The 15159-nt window shown below is 68.8% G+C and carries 13 protein-coding genes and 1 tRNA gene; 4 read left to right on the top strand and 10 right to left on the bottom strand.

Annotation, left to right across the window (positions count from 1 at the left end):
* Window positions 1-6 precede the first annotated feature (6 nt).
* The 4 genes from thrC to argS are packed head-to-tail and all read right to left on the bottom strand — an operon-like array spanning window position 7 to window position 5512.
* On the bottom strand, window positions 7-1095 hold the full coding sequence (thrC, locus tag H0264_RS07540; RefSeq protein ID WP_181583300.1) for a threonine synthase: 1089 nt from the start codon (window positions 1093-1095) through the stop codon (window positions 7-9).
* Complete coding sequence (locus H0264_RS07535) at window positions 1092-2435, bottom strand: homoserine dehydrogenase (RefSeq protein ID WP_181583299.1); 1344 nt, start codon at window positions 2433-2435, stop codon at window positions 1092-1094. Before H0264_RS07535 ends, thrC begins: the two co-directional genes overlap by 4 nt.
* Entirely contained in the window at window positions 2432-3853 is a 1422-nt protein-coding gene (gene lysA, locus H0264_RS07530) for a diaminopimelate decarboxylase (RefSeq protein ID WP_181583298.1), read from the bottom strand. Before lysA ends, H0264_RS07535 begins: the two co-directional genes overlap by 4 nt.
* Window positions 3854-5512, bottom strand: a complete 1659-nt coding sequence (gene argS, locus H0264_RS07525) for an arginine--tRNA ligase (protein WP_181583297.1) — start codon at window positions 5510-5512, stop codon at window positions 3854-3856.
* Window positions 5513-5637: 125 nt separating this feature from the next.
* Here argS and H0264_RS07520 point away from each other — a divergent pair, with 125 nt between their 5' ends.
* The 4 genes from H0264_RS07520 (at window position 5638) to H0264_RS07505 (ending at window position 9142) form a co-directional block, all read left to right on the top strand.
* Window positions 5638-6582: a DUF3105 domain-containing protein gene (locus H0264_RS07520; RefSeq protein ID WP_181583296.1), complete on the top strand. Its 945-nt coding sequence runs from the start codon at window positions 5638-5640 to the stop codon at window positions 6580-6582.
* Window positions 6583-6590: 8 nt separating this feature from the next.
* A complete protein-coding gene (locus H0264_RS07515; protein ID WP_420832083.1) occupies window positions 6591-7319 on the top strand; it encodes a DUF305 domain-containing protein in 729 nt (242 codons plus the stop codon).
* Window positions 7320-7433: 114 nt separating this feature from the next.
* A tRNA-Arg gene (locus H0264_RS07510) sits at window positions 7434-7506 on the top strand.
* Between the two features lie 355 nt (window positions 7507-7861).
* Window positions 7862-9142 (top strand): alpha/beta hydrolase family protein, encoded by a 1281-nt coding sequence (locus H0264_RS07505; protein WP_181583294.1) that lies wholly within the window; start codon window positions 7862-7864, stop codon window positions 9140-9142.
* Here the strand turns inward: H0264_RS07505 and H0264_RS07500 are convergent.
* The 6 genes from H0264_RS07500 to H0264_RS07475 all read right to left on the bottom strand — a co-directional run bounded on the left by H0264_RS07500 (window position 9097) and on the right by H0264_RS07475 (window position 15159).
* Window positions 9097-10500, bottom strand: a complete 1404-nt coding sequence (locus tag H0264_RS07500) for a hypothetical protein (protein ID WP_181583293.1) — start codon at window positions 10498-10500, stop codon at window positions 9097-9099. The genes H0264_RS07505 and H0264_RS07500 overlap by 46 nt on opposite strands.
* Window positions 10501-10845: 345 nt before the next feature.
* The gene (locus tag H0264_RS07495; protein WP_181583292.1) at window positions 10846-11445 is read right to left on the bottom strand and encodes a TIGR03086 family metal-binding protein; all 600 of its coding nucleotides are present in this window, start codon (window positions 11443-11445) and stop codon (window positions 10846-10848) included.
* 39 nt (window positions 11446-11484) lie between these two features.
* Window positions 11485-11844, bottom strand: a complete 360-nt coding sequence (locus H0264_RS07490) for a prealbumin-like fold domain-containing protein (RefSeq protein WP_181583291.1) — start codon at window positions 11842-11844, stop codon at window positions 11485-11487.
* Between the two features lie 78 nt (window positions 11845-11922).
* Window positions 11923-12393: a carboxymuconolactone decarboxylase family protein gene (locus H0264_RS07485; protein WP_181583290.1), complete on the bottom strand. Its 471-nt coding sequence runs from the start codon at window positions 12391-12393 to the stop codon at window positions 11923-11925.
* A 109-nt stretch (window positions 12394-12502) separates the two neighbouring features.
* Entirely contained in the window at window positions 12503-13612 is a 1110-nt protein-coding gene (locus H0264_RS07480) for an ABC transporter ATP-binding protein (protein ID WP_181583289.1), read from the bottom strand.
* Complete coding sequence (locus tag H0264_RS07475; RefSeq protein ID WP_420832042.1) at window positions 13609-15159, bottom strand: ABC transporter permease; 1551 nt, start codon at window positions 15157-15159, stop codon at window positions 13609-13611. Before H0264_RS07475 ends, H0264_RS07480 begins: the two co-directional genes overlap by 4 nt.

Genomic DNA, 15159 nt, shown 5'->3' with positions numbered 1-15159 from the left:
TTCAATTCAGGCCAGCTCGAGTTCGTGGGCCACGGCCACCGGATCCACCGCGATGGGCTTCACGTCCGGCATGCCCTTGAGCGCGTTGTCCGGGTCCTTGAGACCGTTGCCGGTCACGGTGCAGACGACCGTCAGGCCCGGCTCCAGCCAGCCTTCCTTGCGGGCGGCCAGCAGACCGGCGACCGAGGCGGCCGACGCGGGCTCGACGAACACGCCTTCCTTGGCCGCGACCAGGCGGTACGCGGCGAGGATCTCGTCGTCGGTGGCCGCGCGGAACGCGCCGCCCGACTCTTCCTTGGCGTTCATCGCACCGTTCCAGGACGCGGGCGCGCCGATCCGGATGGCGGTGGCGATGGTCTCCGGATCGCTCACCGGAGCACCGTTGACCAGCGGCGCGGCACCGGCTGCCTGCACGCCCAGCATGCGCGGACGCGAGGTGGTGACGCCGTCGGCGTAGTACTCGCTGTAGCCCTTCCAGTAGGCGGTGATATTGCCCGCGTTGCCGACCGGCAGTGCGTGCACATCGGGCGCCTTGCCCAGGGCGTCGACGATTTCGAAGGCCGCGGTCTTCTGGCCCTCGATGCGCGCCGGGTTGACCGAGTTCACCAGGCCGACCTCGGGGAAGTCGGCGGTGACCTTGCGGGCCAGCTCGAGGCAGTCGTCGAAGTTGCCCTCGACCTGAATGATCTTCGCGCCCAGCATGACCGCCTGGGCCAGCTTGCCCATGGCGATCTTGCCCTGCGGGATCAGCACCGCGCAGTGCAGGCCCGCGCGGGTGGCGTAGGCGGCGGCCGAGGCGGAGGTGTTGCCGGTGGAGGCGCACAGCACCGCCTTCTTGCCGGCGTACTTGGCGTCGGTCATGGCCATGGTCATGCCGCGGTCCTTGAACGAACCGGTGGGGTTCGCGCCCTCGACCTTGAGGTACACCTCACAGCCGGTCAGCTCGGAGAGGTGGTGCGCGGGCACCAGCGGCGTACCGCCCTCGAACAGCGTGACCGCTTCCCAGTCCGCCGGAATCGACAGACGATCCCGATACGCGTCAATCAGACCGGGCCACGGGGTATGCACACCAGCAGCCCGCGCAGTCGTACTCATTCCTCGGTGCCTTCCAATCTCAGAACACTGGTCACGGACGTGACGGAGTCCAGTTCGGCCAACGCGGCAACGGTATCCGCCAGCGCCGATTCCTGCGCGTGGTGGGTCACCACGACCAGTCGGGCGCCCTCGTCGTGTCCTTCCTGGCGGACCGTCGAGATGCTGACACCGTGCTTGGCGAATTCGCCGGCCACCGCCTCGAGAACACCGGTGCGGTCGGCGACCTGCAGGTTCACGTGATAGCGAGTGGGAGTGTCGCCGATCGACGCGATCGGCAACTCAGCATAGACCGATTCGCCCGGAGCGCGGCCACCGAAGAACTTGTTGCGCGCCGCCATGACGACATCGCCCATGACCGCCGACGCGGTGGGAGCGCCGCCGGCGCCCTGACCGTAGAACATCAGGCGGCCGGCGTTCTCGGCCTCCACGACCACGGCATTGAACGCGCCGTTGACCGAGGCCAGGGGGTGCTTGCGCGGGATGAGCGCCGGGTAGACGCGCACCGACACCTGGTCCTTGCCGTTCTCGTCGCTGACGCGCTCGGCCATGGCCAGCAGTTTCACGGTGCAGCCGACGGCGGCGGCGGTCTCCAGATCCTCGGAGGTGATCTTGGAGATGCCCTCGCGGTACACGTCGGCGGCGGTGACGCGGGTGTGGAACGCCACGGACGCGAGGATCGCGGCCTTGGCGGCGGCGTCGAAGCCCTCGACATCGGCGGTCGGGTCGGCCTCGGCGTAGCCCAGGCGGGTCGCCTCGGCGAGCACGTCGTCGTAGTCGGCTCCGGTCTCGGCCATCGCGGAGAGGATGAAATTCGTTGTGCCGTTGACGATTCCGACCACACGGTTGACCCGGTCGCCGGACAGCGACTGGATCAGCGGGCGGATCACCGGGATGGCGCCGGCGACGGCGGCCTCGAAGTAGAGGTCCGCGCGCGAGCCCTCGGCCGCGGCGGCCAGTTCACCGGTGTACTCGGCCAGCAGCGCCTTGTTGGCGGTGACGACGGACTTGCCGTTCTCCAGCGCGGTCTTGATCAGCTTGCGGGCCGGGTCGATACCGCCCATGACCTCGACGACGATGTCCACGTCGTCGCGGGCGATGAGGGCCTCGGCGTCGGTGGTGAGCAGGTCGGCCGGGATGCCGCGGTCCTTGTTCAGGTCGCGGACGGTCACCCCGCGCAGCACCACCGGGGCGCCGACGCGGTTGCACAGGTCGTCGGCGTGATCGCGAATGATGCGAACCACTTCGGTGCCGACCGTGCCCATGCCGAGGACCGCGATGCCGATCGGGTGATCCGATCCCCACACGCCGTTCTTCGCAGCGTTGTTCGCTACCTCGGTCATGCTTTCACCTCCAAGCTCAGTAGGTCCTCCACCGTTTCGCGGCGAAGAATCAAGCGCGCCTTACCATCTCGCACCGCGACCACGGCCGGCCGGGTGAGCAGGTTGTAACGGCTGGACATCGAGTAGCAGTACGCGCCGGTCGCCGCCACCGCAACCAGGTCCCCGGGGCCGACATCGGCCGGGATCCAGGTGTCGCGAATGACGATATCCCCACTCTCGCAATGCTTTCCGACCACACGAGCGACCACCGGGTCGGCGTCGCTGGAGCGCGACACCAGCCGGACGTCGTACTCGGCCTGATACAGCGCGGGCCGGATATTGTCGCTCATGCCACCGTCGATGCTGACGTAGCGGCGGCGCAACCCCGCATCCAGCACCACATCTTTGATGGTGCCGACTTCGTACAGCGTTACAGTGCCGGGTCCGGCAATGGCGCGACCGGGCTCGACGGCGATGATCGGCATGGGCAGGCCCGCGCGCTCGGCCTCCTCGGCCACGATGCGGCGCAGGTTGGCGGCGAAGTCGCCCAGGGCCGGCGGATCGTCGTGCGGCAGGTACGAAATACCCAGGCCGCCACCGAGATCCAGCACATTCACCTGCGCCGCGCGTTCGGGGCCGAACTTGTCGGCGACCTCGCGCAGCACGCCCAGCATGCGGCGGGTGGAGATCTCGAAGCCGTCGATCTCGAAGATCTGCGAGCCGATGTGGCTGTGCAGGCCGACAAGTCGCAGGTTGTCGGATTCGAAGACGCGGGCGATGGCCTGCATGGCATCGCCGCTGGCGATCGAGAAGCCGAACTTCTGGTCCTCGTGCGCAGTCGAAATGTATTCGTGCGTATGGGCTTCCACGCCGACGGTGACGCGCACCAGCACGTCGACCACCTTGCCGGCGGTCTTGGCGACGGCTTCCAGGCGCTCGATCTCGATCAGCGAGTCCAGCACGATGTGGCCGACGCCCGCCTCGACGGCGTACTCCAGCTCGGGCACCGATTTGTTGTTGCCGTGCAACGCGATTCGCTCGGCCGGGAAGCCGGCGTGCAGTGCGACGGCCATTTCGCCGCCGGAGCACACATCCAGGTGCAGGCCCTCGTCCCGGATCCAGCGCGCGATCTCGCCGCACAGGAACGCCTTGGAGGCGTAGTGGACTCGCGCACCCTCACCGAAGGCGGCGACCATGTCGCGGCAGCGGGAGCGGAAGTCGTCCTCGTCCACCACGAACAGCGGGGTGCCGAATTCGGCGGCCAGCTCGTGCACGGGCACACCGGCGAGGCGCACCACGCCGTCCTCGTCACGAGAGGCGTTGCGGGGCCAGACATTCGCGGGCAGCTCGATCATCTGCTTCGAATCGGCCGGCCGCTCCGGCAGATTCGGAGCGGGCGGGATGTCCGCGTGGCGGGGACCGGCGGGGTGTGCACTCATTTACATACGCTCCGGGGCTGAGACGCCTAGCAGGCCGAGGCCGTTGGCGAGAACTTGCTTGGTGGCCTTGACCAATTCGAGGCGGGCCGCATTGAGGGGGCTGACGGGCTCGTCGCCCAGGGGCAGCACCCGCATGTCGTTGTCGGACTGGAAGGGGTGGTAGGCGCCGGCGAGCTCTTCCAGGTAGCGCACTACTCGGTGCGGTTCCCGCATTTCCGCGGCGGTGGCGACCACGCGCGGGTATTCGCCGAGGGTGCGGATGAGCTCACCCTCGCGGTCGGAGGCCAGCAGGCTGAAATCGGGTGCCACCGCATCGAATTCGAAGGCGGCGGCATTGCCGATGATGGAGTTGGTGCGCGAGTGCGCGTATTGCACGTAGTAGACCGGGTTCTCATTGCCCTGCGTGGTCCACAGGCCCAGATCGATGTCGATGCTGGAGTTCACCGAGGAGCGCACCAGCGAGTAGCGGGCGGCGTCGACGCCGATCTCGCTCACCAGATCGTCCAGTGTCACAACGGTTCCGGCGCGCTTGCTCATGCGGACCGGCTTGCCGTCCTTGACCAGGTTCACCATCTGGCCGATGAGCACCTCGACGGTGTCCGGGTTGTCGCCGAACGCGGCCGCGGCGGCCTTGAGCCGGCCGATGTAGCCGTGGTGGTCCGCGCCCAGCATGTAGATGCACAGGTCGAAGCCGCGTGAGCGCTTGTTCTGGAAGTAGGCGATGTCACCGCCGATGTAGGCGGACTTGCCGTCGCTCTTGATGACGACGCGGTCCTTGTCGTCACCGTATTCGGTGGAGGCGATCCACCACGCGCCGTCCTTCTCGTACAGGTTGCCGGACGCCTTGAGCGCGTCGAGGGCCTGCTCGACCGCGCCGGAGGCGAACAGCGAGCTCTCGTTGAAGTACACGTCGAAGTCGACGCCGAAGTCGTGCAGTGTCTGCTTGATGTGCGCGAACATCTGCTCGACGCCTTCGCGGCGGAACAGTTCGTGGCGTTCGGTCTCGGAGAGGTTGGTCCACTCCGGGTTCTCGGCGACGATCTTCCCGGCGATCTCCACGATGTATTCGCCCGCGTAGCCGTCCTCGGGGGTCGGCTGTCCGAGCGCGGAGGCGACCAGCGAGTTGGCGAAGCGGTCGATCTGCGCGCCGTGGTCGTTGAAGTAGTACTCGCGGGTGACGTTCGCGCCCTGCGCGGCCAGGATGCGGCCGAGCGCGTCGCCGACGGAGGCCCAGCGGGTGCCGCCCAGGTGAATCGGCCCGGTCGGGTTGGCGGACACGAACTCCAGGTTGATCTTCTGACCACCGAGCGCGTCCGCGGTGCCGAACTTGTCCCCGGCGTCCAGGATCTTCCGAATGATCGCGCCCTGCGCGGCCTTGGCGAGGCGAATGTTCAGGAAGCCGGGACCCGCGACCTCGGCGACGTCCACACCCTCGGCCTCGCCCAGCGCGGCGGCGAGCAGTTCGGCGAATTCGCGGGGTGCGATTCCAGCCCGCTTACCTACCTGCATCGCCAAATTCGTGGCATAGTCACCGTGCTCAGGGTTGCGGGGGCGCTCCACCTTGACCTCGTCGGGCAGGACCGCAGGGTCGGATCCACGTTCGACAAGTACCTTCGCCGCGGTCGTGCGAAGGAGATCTGCAAGGTCAGCTGGAGTCACGAGTCACTATCCTATGGTCTGAGCAGGTAACCGCCGCGAGCGGGCACCTACCGGGCAGGCGCCCAGCAAACGATGCTCCCCGCATCGTTTGATTGTCCGACACGTCGAAAAGAGCACAACAAGCGATGCCGAGCAGGACCAGTGCCAAGTCGGCCAAGGCCATCAAGGCCGCGGGCAAATCCTCACCGTCCCTGCGCAAGGGCGGTGGAGGCGGCAAACTGCCCACCAAGAAGAACATCCCCTGGATGACGATCGGCGCGGGCGTCGTCATCGTGGCCCTGATCGGCGCCATCGCCGCCTACATCGTGCCCAAGTACCGCGCGCAGGACGAGCTGAAGAACCCCGCCGCCTATATCGACGGCACGGTGCAGAAGTCCTACGACGCGGGCCTGCACGTGGCCTCGACCCAGCGCGTGGCCTACGACCAGGCTCCCGCGTTCGGCGGCCCGCACGACTCCTCGTGGGCGGCGTGCACCGGCGTGGTGTACGCCAAGGCGATTCGCACCGAGAACGCCGTGCATTCGCTCGAGCACGGCGCGGTCTGGATCACCTACAACCCGGACAAGCTGGACGCGGCCTCCGTCGACACGCTGAAGAAGAAGGTCGAAGGCCAGCCCTACATGCTCATGTCGCCGTACCCGAACCTGGACAAGCCGATCTCCCTGCAGGCGTGGGGTCATCAGCTCAAGGTGGAGAAGGCCGACGACTCGCGCGTGGACCGTTTCATCAAGGATCTGCGCCTGAACCCGAACACGTACCCGGAAGTCGGTGCCAGCTGCGCCAATCCGACCTTCGACGTGAACAACCCGCCGGCCTTCGACCCGAGCGCGCCCGGACCGGACGCGGTGCCGATGGACGGTAAGGGCCTGACCCCGGACACCTCCGAACTGGGCGGCACCGGCGGTCTGCCGGGCGGCGGGATGCCGGGCGGCACCCTGGGCGGCAGCGGTCTGGGTGGCCTCGACGGCAGCGGCCTGCCCACCGATCTCTTCCCGACCGTGCCGGTTCCGGCCGACGGGCAGACCGAGATCCCGCTTCCGGGCACCGACGCCCCGGCCGCGGGCCAGTGATGGCGCCGCTGGTGCCCGACGACGCGAGCGGTGAACCCGGCGGCAACGAGCCCGCCGACTCCGGCGCGCCCACGCGCGGCGGTCAGCGCACCGCACTGCTGATCCTCGGCGTGATCGGCGTGCTGCTGCTGGGTGTCGCCCTGGGCGTGCTGGTGCGAATCCCCTTGGACAGCAAGGCGGATGCCACCCCGAATCCGGTGGACATCGGCTTCTGCCAGGACATGTCCGTGCACCACCAGCAGGCGGTGGAGATGTCGGCGGTGGCCTTCAGCGGTTCCACCGATCCCGCGGTGAAGCGGCTGGCCTACGACATTCTCACCACCCAGCAGAGCCAGGCCGGGCGTATGCAGGGCTGGCTGCAGATGTGGGACGAGCCGCAACTCGCGACGGGCGGCTACATGGGCTGGATGACGACCGCGTCCGGCTCCGGCCATCACGGCGGCGGGTCCACCACCGGCCACACCGGCCCGGTGCAGGCCATGCCCGGCATGGCCTCCAACGAGGAGCTGGCGAATCTGGGCAAGGCCACCGGCCCGGCCCTGGACACGCTCTTCCTCCAGCTGATGCTGCGCCACCATCAGGGCGGCATGCCGATGATCGAGTACGCCACCGAGCACGCCGACACCGAAGCGGTGCGCGCCCTGGCCTCCAGCATGGCCAAAACCCAAGCGGGCGAGTCCCAGCTGATGACCACCATGCTCACCGAACGCGGCGCGTCCCCGCTTCCGATGAACTGAGCACGACCGGACCGGGTGCCGCAAAACACCCGGTCCGGAAATGTTTTTGGCGCAGCGCAGTCCATGCGATACGCTTTCCCAGCCCGCTCGGGGAACACCGAGAGGGTCTATCCCGCCCTCGTAGCTCAGGGGATAGAGCGTCTGCCTCCGGAGCAGAAGGCCGCAGGTTCGAATCCTGCCGAGGGCACCGAAGAGAAGGCCCCGATCCGCGATTCGCGATCGGGGCCTTCTCTTGTCTGGACCTAGACTGATTTTCGCTGGTCACCCACGATGGAAAGGTCGGTCTCATGAGTAGTGTGCCCGGAATCCTCGGTGCCATCCTTCCCGTCCTGCTCAGCGGTATCAGTTCGATGCTGTAGCGCTGTTCGAGTCTGGGCCCCGGCCGTGAATCACGGTCGGGGCCTTGCTCATTCGAGGGGCTGCTACCAGCGGTGATATCCGATGTCAATCGACAGGGCCGACACCGTAGAGGGCATACACGGCACGGATCGGGGCGCGTTGCCTTGCCGCTCAATAGTCAGACGGACCGGTATGTTCTGGTCATGCCGGAGATCGAAACCGCGAGGGCACGGTCGCAGACGCGACGCGATGCCCGACGCACGAGTGCCGGAATCGTGTCGACGACTCTGGCCGCCGTGCTCGCCGGATCGATCGCCGCGACCGGAAACGCTGGGGCGCTACCGATTTCGGGAGAGAACGCCCCCACCGCCTTCTATCTGCCGGATGCGGATCGCGTGGCCGGGACGCACGGCTCGGTGATCCAGCTGCGGCCGATCATCGGCGAGCCGGGACTGCCCGGGGCGGAGAACTATCTGGTCCTGTACCGCTCGGTGGACATGCAGGGGCGCACGGTACCCGTGTCGGGCACCCTGGCCGTGCCGGAGGGCACCCCGCCCGAGGGCGGCTGGCCGTTGATCTCCTGGGCGCACGGGACCACCGGGGTCGCGGATATCTGTGCGCCGTCACTGGATACGTCGGAGGCGTTCCCGGCGCACGACTACACCGCGCTCGTGCGCACCGTGCAGGCCCGCTGGGTGGCCGCCGGGTACGCGGTGGCGCAGACCGACTATCAGGGGCTCGGGACGCCGGGGCCGCACGGGTATCTGATCGGCCCGGCCGAGCAGCGCGCGGTCACCGATATGGCAAGGGCCGCAAGGGAAATCGATCCGAACATCGGGACCCGCTGGGTGGCGGTGGGGCATTCGCAGGGCGGGCAGGCGGCCGTGTTCACCGCCGCGCAGGCCCAGCAGTGGGCGCCGGAGCTGCGATTGCTCGGCGCGGTCGCCATGGCCCCGGCCTCGCATCAGGGCGTCGGGTTGCAGGCGGCCCGGGTGGCCACCGCACTGGGGGCGTCGGCCGCGCTCGGCCCGGTCACCGGGGGCGCGACTTCCTTTCTGCCGCTGATCATCCGGGGCGCGCAGACGGTGGCGGCAATCGAGCCGAGCCGCTTCCTCACCCCGGACACCGAGGCGCTGCTGCCGCTGGCCGACACCGGCTGCATCGGGCAGTTGCGGCGGCCCGAGGAATGGGGTGGAATTCCGGCCGCCGAGATCTTCTCCCCCACCGGAGATTCCTCGGCCCTGGTCCGGGTGCTGAACGAAAACGACCCCAGCACATTGTCTTTCACTCCCCCGCTGCTGGTTCTACAGGGCCGCGCCGACACCACGGTGCCCGCGCCGGCCACCGAGGCCATGGTGGCGCGGCAGCGCGTGTCCGGGCAGCCGGTGCAGTACCGCGGCTATCCGGGCGTGGACCATCGCGGGGTGCTGGACGCGTCCTACTCCGATGCGCTGGAGTGGGTGAACGAACGCTTCGACAGGTGACGGCGATTCGCTGAAACGGTGGCGAAAAACGTTGCCGCCGTAGTGGTCCGGAATCTGTACAGGATGGACAGCGCCGCGGCGCAACCCACCGTGACGGCCAGGGCCAGCCATCCGGCGCCGGCGGTGACCAGTCCGTTCGGATCGCGGTACCAGTGCGCCGAATACGCGACCCGGCCCAGGCTGTGGCCGCGCAGTGCGATGACCAGACCCGGCACCAGCAGAACGCTGAGAGCCACCACCACGCCGATGGCCTCCGACGGGAGCGCGGCGGCGAAGCAGAAACCGTAGAGCAGTCCGAGCACGGTGATCCCGATGATCGGGACGAGTTCGTGGCGATGCCCGAGCGGCGCGGTGAGCGCGGCGAACACCGACAGCGCCGCGCAGCCCGCGAGCCCGAGCCAGGGCACCGGCAACCGGCGGCCGAGGTAGTAGCCCGCGGCGACCGCGATGAGCGGGAGCGGAGCGGTCCAGTCCGGGCGCGGCACCGCGATGATGGCGCTGCCGGCAGCGGTCAGCGGGACCGCCAGCAGTACCAGCGCCCCGTCCCGGCCGGGCAGCAGGAACGCGGCGAGCAGCGCACCGGCGATCGTCACGCCCACGGCCACACCGAGATTCACGGTGTTCTCGGCATGGCGGACGAACCATTCGGTGGTCACCGCCGTGGTGGTCACGAGCAGCAGCGCGGCGACGATCGGGCCGATGGGCAGATCGGTGTTGTCGTCCTCGGGCGCGGGTTCCTGCACCTGGGCCGCGGTCGCCGCGATGAGTGCGATGACGGCGAGCGCCACGAACCAGACGGGTGGGGTGTCGCTGGAGGCCCATTCGATGAATGGCCGGTTCGCGCTGCCGGGTGCGGGCAGCGCGGTGAGGTCGCCGACCAGAACGCTGGCCAGCGCCCCGATCAGATAGGCGGTCATGGCGGGCGGGCGGCCGAGCACCGCGATGGCGAGCGCACCGAGAAGGATGCCGCTGAAGATCGCGTCGATGTAATTGACCGTGGTCAGCGTGCCCGCGGTGGCTTCGGCCCGGTCGAAGAGATGGCCGACGAGCAGGACGGCCGCGCTGCCGAGCGAGGCGATCCACGCGGCCCGGCGCCCCAGCGCCACCGACAGTCCGGCACTGACCACCGCGAACACCGCGCCCGCCGCCGCGGCGCGGGGCATGTTCACAACCAGCAGATCCAATTGCAGGATCGGCCCGCTCGCGGTGCGCCCGAGGTCGAGCGGCGCGAGCAGCAACAACCCGGCGACCACCGCGCCCAGAAAGGCCGCGACAGCCTCGATGCGCCCGGCGTACCTGCGCAGTTCCGGCCAGGCAGCCTCATTTGTCGAATGCGCCAACGCGAACCTCGCGTCCATCTCGCCACCTAACCCTCGGTGATGCGACGCCTATCGCGCTACAGCAGAGCAACAGCTATCTGAATACGAGGGTAACAGCGACCTGTCGAGCATCATCGGCACGCGTGATCCTGACCACATTCGTCCCGCAGACCTCGCAACCGAACCGACGCGCCAAACCCCAACCTGGCCGACCTCAGCCCGCCACGTCATCGCGGCATCAGCCCACCACGTCATCCCGGCGTGCTCTTGGCCGGGATCCACCCAGTGGATTCCAGCCGAAGCACGCCGGAATGACGGGTATAGCTGCGTGGAGAAGCACTGTGTACCAGCGCAATTCACCAGCACCGGGCGACCGGTACGGCGTCAGCCGGTCAGGCCGGGCTTCCAGTGCGGGTCGCGGCCGAACCAGCCCGCCAGTCGGTCGTAGGCGGAGGCGTCGTCGGGGACGGGGATCTCCAGGCCGAAAGCCTTTCCCGTGCCTCGGAATTCGGGCTCGAGAATTCGCTTCGACCAGGCCAGGCCGTGTTCGGCGAGTTCCGGGTCGAGCTCGCGGTCCTGGCCGGTGGCGCGGGTGAGATCCCAGGCGTGCATGGCGAATTCGGTGATCTGCTGGTCGGTGCGGGCGCGCAGCGGGGCGGTGCCGCCACCGGGGACCGGGGCTTCGCCGTCGAGGTCGGCGCTGTGCCAGGCGGCGAGCAGTTCGGCTGCGCGGGTGCGGAATTCGGCGGCCCAGTCGGGGCCGAATTCTTCCTCGGACGCCTGCCAGTCGGGGGTTGCGCCGCGGGCCGCGACGGTGAAGTTGGGCAGGATCTGGCCGAGCAGGTGGCCGAGCACGCGGCGCACCGGCCAGTTCTCGCACGGGGTGGGCAGTTCCGCCTGATCGGGGCGGATCGCGGCGATGACGTCGGCCATCTGGGCGACCGCCCGCTCCATCAGATCGAGTGCCGGGTCCTTGTCCGCCATCTCTTCACGGTAGACCTGAATCCGGGTGTTCCGGGCGGATCAGGCGCAGCGGAATCGGAAGGTGGCGGTCGGCGTGACGCCGGGCATGGTGGTGACCTGCTGGGCGTGGTCGCCGTCGACCGAGCAGCCGCTCATGGGAGTGGCCGCCACGCGATAGCAGCCCGCGCCGCCGGTGAAGGTGGCGGTGCCGTCGTCCCCGGTGGTGACGGTGGCGAGCGTGGGTCCGCCTGCGCAGGAAGCGATGTCGACGATCACGCCCGCGATGGGGAACTGTTCCGGCCCCCACACCGCCTGGACCCGCAGCGCGGAGTCACCGGCCGCCGGTTGCGCGGCGGCCATCGGACCCGCGGCGCAGGCGGCGGCGATGAGAGCGGATGTGAGGAACAGTGTGCGGCGCACCGGATCTCCTATTCGGAACAAGCTGGACGGTTCGGTCCTCGCGTCAATATAGGTGGCCGCCACACGGGTGTCAGTCCTTCACCACTGACCGGGCACGTACTCCCCACCGGCCAGGCCGGCGATGACATTCAGCCGGTTCCAGGCATTGATGGTGGCGACCAGCGAAATCAGCGCGCCGATCTGGTCCTCGTCGTAGTGCTTGCGCACCTGCGCCCAGGTGTCCTCGGTGATGCCGCCGCGCCCGTCGGCCAGCCGGGTGCCTTCCTCGGTGAGGGCGAGGGCGGCGCGCTCCGCGTCGGTGAAGACGGTGGACTCACGCCAGGCGGCGATCATGGCCAGCCGCACCGGGGTCTCCCCGGCGTGCGCGGCATCCTTGGTGTGCATGTCCAGGCACATGCCGCAGCCGTTGATCTGCGAGGACCGGATCTTCACCAGTTCCTGGGTGGCCTTGGGCAGGGTGGACTCGTCGATGACGCGAGCGGCGGTGACGAGGCGCTTGTTGAACTTGGCGGCGACGTCGTTGGCGTAGAGGTTGAAGCGCGGTTCCATGATCTGCTCTTTTCGTCCGGTGTTGTTCAGTGGGCTGTACCGAGATGACGACACAGCCCGCAGAGGTGTGACATCCGCAGGTCAGGCGGCACAACCGGGGTACTGGAGATCAGGAGGCGGTAGCCAGGGCGGACGTGGCGCTCGTGCCCTTCCGTGCGGTGACGGCGCACTGCTCGTCGGTGAACGCGACTGCGGCGCCGAGTATTTCGAGGTCGACGCGATCGCCCACGGCGGGGGCGGCGACGCTGACGCGGCGCACCTGAATGGGGTCGGCGCGGCCGTCCAGTTGCAGGCTGAGCATGACGTCCGCGCCGCGGAATTCGACCGCCCGCACTGTGGCGCGTCCCGAGTCGCCGTTCGAGACCACGTGGGCCACAAGCTGTTCCGGACGGAGCATGGCGGTGGCCGCGCCCTCGGGGCCGTTCGGCTGGACCGGGACGCGGCCCAACGCTGTTTCGGCGGTGCCGTTGTGCACGGTGGCGTCGAGAAGCACTGTGTCGCCGAGGAATCCGGCGGTGAACAGGTCGGCGGGGGTGGCGTAGACCTGTTCGGGGGTGCCGACCTGAGTGAAGCGGCCGGTGCGCATGACGGCCACCTGGTCGGCGAAGGAGAGGGCTTCCTCCTGGTCGTGGGTGACGAGGATGCTGGTCATGCCGGCGGCGCGCAGGGTGTCGGCGACGGCTTGCCGGGTGGCGGCGCGCAAGCCGGTGTCGAGGGCGCTGAAGGGCTCGTCGAGCAGCATGAGGTCGGGTTTGCGGGCGAGGGCGCGGGCCAGGGCCACCCGCTGCTGCTGGCCGCCGGAGAGCTGATGCGGGCGACGGTCGGCGTAGTCGGAAGGCAGGGAGACCATGTCCAGGAGTTCGGCCACGCGCTGCCGATGGCGGCGGCGTCCGGCCAGACCGCCGTTCAAACCGTAGGCGATGTTCTGGCCGACGGTCAGGTGCGGGAACAGCGCGCCGTCCTGGGCCACGTAGCCGATATTGCGCCGGTGCGGTGGTTGCGAGAATCCCTGGCGGACAACTGTTTCCGCACCCACCGAAACTGTTCCCGCATCCGGGTTCTCGAATCCGGCGATCACCCGCAGCAGCGTGGTCTTCCCGCAGCCGGAGGACCCGACCACGGCGGTGGAGCTGCCGTCGGGCACGTCGAGGCTGATGCCGTCGAGCACCTGCGCGCTCCCGAATCGCTTCGAAACAGCGTCTACGACAAGACGACTCATACTCCCGCCGCCTTCCTGGATTGGGTGAACAGCAGATACGTGACCGGCACCGCCGCAATGATCATGATCAGCGCGTAGGGTGCGGCCGCCGCGTAATCCAATTCGCTGGACAGCGACCAGAACCGCATGGCGAGCGTGCGCGTCCCATTGGGCGCGAGCAGCAGCGTGGCGGTGAGTTCGGTGGCGACGGCCACGAACACCATGGCCGCCGCCGAGGCCGCGGCGGGCGCGGTCAAGCGCAGCGTGACCCGGAAGAACGTCGCGGCCCCGGACTTCCCGAGCGCGCGTGACACCTCCTCCAGGCCCACCGGCACCTGTGCGAGCCCGGCCCGCACATTGACCAGCGCCCGCGGCAGGAACATGAGCGTGTAGGCGGCCAGCACCATGAACGCCGTCTGATAGAGCGCGGGCAGCCAGCGCACGGTCACCGTCACCATGGCCAGCGCGATGACGATGCCGGGCAGCGAGCTGGTGATGTAGTTGCAGCCCTCGATGATGCGCGCGTACCGGGAGGTGGAGCGCACCGCGACCCAGGCCACCGGGAAGGCGCACAGCGTGGTGATCACGGCGGCGGTGGCGGCCAAACCCAGTGTCTGGCCGAGGGCTTCGCCGATATCGGCCATATCCCAGATGGCCGAGCCGCCGAGCCGCAGCCAGCGCACGATGGTCCACAGCGGCACCCCGAGGCAGGCCGCCAGCGCAGCCGTCAACAGCAGGAAGACCGGAATCGCCCGCACTCCCAGGCGAACTCGGGCGGCAGCGCGCGGCACACCGCTGCCGATGCGCGCGTAGCGGGCGTTCCCGCGCGCGCCCGCCTCCCCGGCGAGCAGCACCAGGCAGCACACCACCAGGACGCTGGCGAGCGAACTACCCGCGGGCCCAGCGAAACTCGACTGATACGTCTCGAAAATGGCTGTGGTGAAGGTGGAGAACCGGATCATGGCGAACGCGCCGTATTCGGCGAGCAGATGCAGCGAGATCAGCAGTCCCCCGCCGAGTATGGCCAATCGCAACTGCGGCAACACGATTCGCAGGAACACCGGCACCGGACCCGACCCCAGCGCCCGCGCCGATTCCTCCACGGCCGGATCCAGCCGCCGCAGGGTGGCGGCGGCGGGCAGATAGACCAGCGGAAAGTACGACACGGTGGCAATGAGCACGCCCGCCCACAGCCCGTGCAGCGACGGGATCACGCTCACCCACCCGTAGCTGTTCACGAACGCCGGAACCGCCAGCGGCGCAGCGAATATCGGCCCCCACCACGCGGCGCCGGGCACGTCCGTGCGCTCCACGATCCAGGCCAGCCCGATGCCGAGCACCACGCAGATCGGCACCGTGATCACCACCAGGCTCACGGTATTGCGCAGCAGTTCGCCGACGCGCGGCCGGAAGATCAGCTCCGCCGTCTCGTGCAGTCCGGTGGAGAACAGCATGTACACGATGTAGCCCAGCGGCACGAAGGTCGCCGCCACCATGAGCAGCGCGACCGACGTGACGACCGGCCCGGCTCCTCCGGCCCGGGTGGCTACAGCGGTACGGACGGCCAC

The organism is Nocardia huaxiensis (genome assembly GCF_013744875.1).
GTDB classification, from domain to species: Bacteria; Actinomycetota; Actinomycetes; order Mycobacteriales; family Mycobacteriaceae; genus Nocardia; species Nocardia huaxiensis.
This window is presented reverse-complemented; position numbering and strand designations above follow the sequence as displayed.

Excerpts from the sequence above, each read along its gene's own strand:
- lysA (WP_181583298.1), bottom strand. The coding sequence starts at position 3,853 with ATGAGTGCACACCCCGCCGGTCCCCGCCACGCGGACATCCCGCCCGCT.
- H0264_RS07535 (WP_181583299.1), bottom strand. The coding sequence starts at position 2,435 with ATGACCGAGGTAGCGAACAACGCTGCGAAGAACGGCGTGTGGGGATCG.
- H0264_RS07505 (WP_181583294.1), top strand. The coding sequence starts at position 7,862 with ATGCCGGAGATCGAAACCGCGAGGGCACGGTCGCAGACGCGACGCGAT.
- H0264_RS07520 (WP_181583296.1), top strand. The coding sequence starts at position 5,638 with ATGCCGAGCAGGACCAGTGCCAAGTCGGCCAAGGCCATCAAGGCCGCG.
- H0264_RS07495 (WP_181583292.1), bottom strand. The coding sequence starts at position 11,445 with ATGGCGGACAAGGACCCGGCACTCGATCTGATGGAGCGGGCGGTCGCC.
- H0264_RS07480 (WP_181583289.1), bottom strand. The coding sequence starts at position 13,612 with ATGAGTCGTCTTGTCGTAGACGCTGTTTCGAAGCGATTCGGGAGCGCG.
- H0264_RS07485 (WP_181583290.1), bottom strand. The coding sequence starts at position 12,393 with ATGGAACCGCGCTTCAACCTCTACGCCAACGACGTCGCCGCCAAGTTC.
- thrC (WP_181583300.1), bottom strand. The coding sequence starts at position 1,095 with ATGAGTACGACTGCGCGGGCTGCTGGTGTGCATACCCCGTGGCCCGGT.
- H0264_RS07500 (WP_181583293.1), bottom strand. The coding sequence starts at position 10,500 with ATGGACGCGAGGTTCGCGTTGGCGCATTCGACAAATGAGGCTGCCTGG.